Below are 2,367 nucleotides of genomic sequence, written 5' to 3' on the forward strand. Positions count from 1 at the left end.
TTTTTTTTCAGCAGTCATAACTTAATCACCCCTAACTTAAATAGCTTCTTACATACATTATAAAGCATTACATAGATGTAGTAAAGCATTACATAGATGTAGTAAAGCATTACATAGATGTAGTAAAGAATTACAAATTTAACCATTTTCGCCAAAAATGTCGCTCAAATGTCGCTCAAGCACAAAGTGACTAAATCCCTTGGGAGAGTAAGGATAAGACCACATAAAATTCAATTTTGGCACTCGGCACTTAAAAGGGGGGGCGTAGTACGGGAGCAAAAATCGCTCCCTCCCCCCCTCAGCGCTAAAAATTTATTTACAACACAAACCAAAAAGACGTTTCAGCAAAAATCGCTGAAACGTCTTTTTTAAACCCTTGGGCGCTGTCGCCCCAAACCCAGACCAAGCTGAGCCAGCTTGACCGCTATCGTTCGCCGCCACTGGGCTCGGGGAAACAAGGGCTTGTTTCCTGCTCATCAGGCTTTGGGTTTCGTACATTCTATCAACTCCTTAAAGCCTCCAAGAGGGGCTAATATCGCCTGTAAGGCTCAATAAGCCCCTCTAAGTCGATTTACCGTTGACAGACAGTTAAATAGCTCACTGTTAGCTAAAATCGCTTAGAACGCAAATAAGAACCTTTAAAATTGACGTTCAAAAATAAAAAATTTCGAAGGAGCTAGCGACCGAACTTATTTATTTTTGAATGTTCCAAACTGACGCAGTCAGTTACTTTTGAGCAACGCGAATTCTGATACATTTTTTAGCAATTACATCAGCTATTTATGATTGATGTGTAAGTGCGCATTGTCATGATAATGCGCACTTACACACAACATGAAGTTGTGCCGTGCTAAAAACCTAAAATTTTGTATCAGAAGTCGACTAATCGACAACAAAAAAGGACGGATCTAGTTATCCGTCCTTTCATCACATCATTCAGTTTCTTTATCGATTTCATTTGATAATTTCTTAACAAAAAAATGTTCTGTTCCAGTTAACGGATACTGTCTTTTTACGTAAACTTCTTTAAATCCAAATTTGGGATAAAAATCTTTACCCTGAAAATCAAATGTATATAAAAATATATTTTTACAATTACTCCGTATAGCTAAATCTTCGGCTTTTTTTAACAAATCCCGACCTAACCCATTTTTGCGTAAACTCTCATGAATAACTAAATAGTCTATATCCATCCAATTACCAAATATTTTTCCTGAAATACCCCCCATAACATTCTCACTATCATCTTTTATGTAAATAGCAAAATCTGTTTGATTTGCAGTTTCAAAATTTTGCTTATTATACTTTCTGATCATATTTTGTAATGTCATTACGTCTGATTTTTCTGGTAATAATGTTTCTTCAAATTTCATAATTGCTTCCCCCTAAAATAAAATTAAACCCTTACTTATTATTCAATACTTCGCCTGTATCTTTATCAATATCTGCCCGACCATATCGACGTTCTTGATAAACAGCATCGAAATATAACCTTATCAGTCCAGTATGAGCTCTCAACACTGAATTTATAATTTTCATACTAGGCAAGCCATATTCAACCCCATGTAATTTAACAAAGCGCCTTAATTCACGCATATTTGCTAAATTATGATCGTCAATTAAATCGCAAACATCATTCAACATATCGTCTTTATCTTCAACATCAAGCGTGACATATCGGTCAATATCAAAATTATTCAGCAACGTAATGTCAGCTTTAGAATATTTATGCTTATGCTTTTCAATAGCGTCTTTTGATTCATGTGTCAGATACAAATAAATATTTTCCATACTCTGAACAACTATTTGAACCTTAGCAACACTTTTAACACCTAAAACTCTTTGGATTCTCTTTCTAACACTATCCGATGTAACAGGATTTTTCGTCACATAAACCACATGATAATGGGCCTTTTTATATATTTGTCCCCCAACATTGCTTTTATCTTTATCATGCAACGGACTAATCGCGATCGGAACACCAATTAATTCTAACCGTCGTTTCCAATCCGTTGGAATACTTTCTGGATATAACAAAAAAGTGAAGTATCTTGCCTTATCTTTAGCCATAATGTTAAAATTACCTTATCAGAACTAGCAATTAACGAGCGAACTTTTCAGCGGGTGCGCTCTTTTTTTATGCTCATTTCTGCCCTTTCGCTTGATTTTTGACAACTTCAGCCATGTAATTTCGCATGTCATAAGTAACAATTTTCCCTTGAGCCAATAATGCTTTTTTATATTCGGCATACAAATCTTTAGGAATACGGATAGTAACACTTTGCATTTCTTTTTTTTCAGCAGTCATAACTTAATCACCCCTAACTTAAATAGCTTCTTACATACATTATAAAGCATTACATAGAT

3 protein-coding genes are annotated in these 2,367 nt (G+C 35.0%); all 3 read right to left on the bottom strand.

What is annotated here, in order from left to right; all coding sequences use genetic code 11:
* Positions 1 to 932: 932 nt before the first annotated feature.
* Complete coding sequence (locus FFM61_RS08855) at positions 933 to 1,373, bottom strand: GNAT family N-acetyltransferase (protein WP_010625633.1); 441 nt, start codon at positions 1,371 to 1,373, stop codon at positions 933 to 935.
* A 31-nt stretch (positions 1,374 to 1,404) separates the two neighbouring features.
* The gene (locus FFM61_RS08860; protein WP_074428128.1) at positions 1,405 to 2,070 is read right to left on the bottom strand and encodes a replication protein; all 666 of its coding nucleotides are present in this window, start codon (positions 2,068 to 2,070) and stop codon (positions 1,405 to 1,407) included.
* 73 nt (positions 2,071 to 2,143) lie between these two features.
* Positions 2,144 to 2,308 carry a hypothetical protein gene (locus FFM61_RS08865; RefSeq protein WP_010625631.1) on the bottom strand — a complete coding sequence of 55 codons (165 nt, stop codon included), beginning with the start codon at positions 2,306 to 2,308 and terminating at the stop codon, positions 2,144 to 2,146.
* Between the last annotated feature and the right edge of the window lie 59 nt (positions 2,309 to 2,367).

Source organism: Weissella hellenica (genome assembly GCF_005405545.1).
GTDB classification, from domain to species: Bacteria; Bacillota; Bacilli; order Lactobacillales; family Lactobacillaceae; genus Weissella; species Weissella hellenica.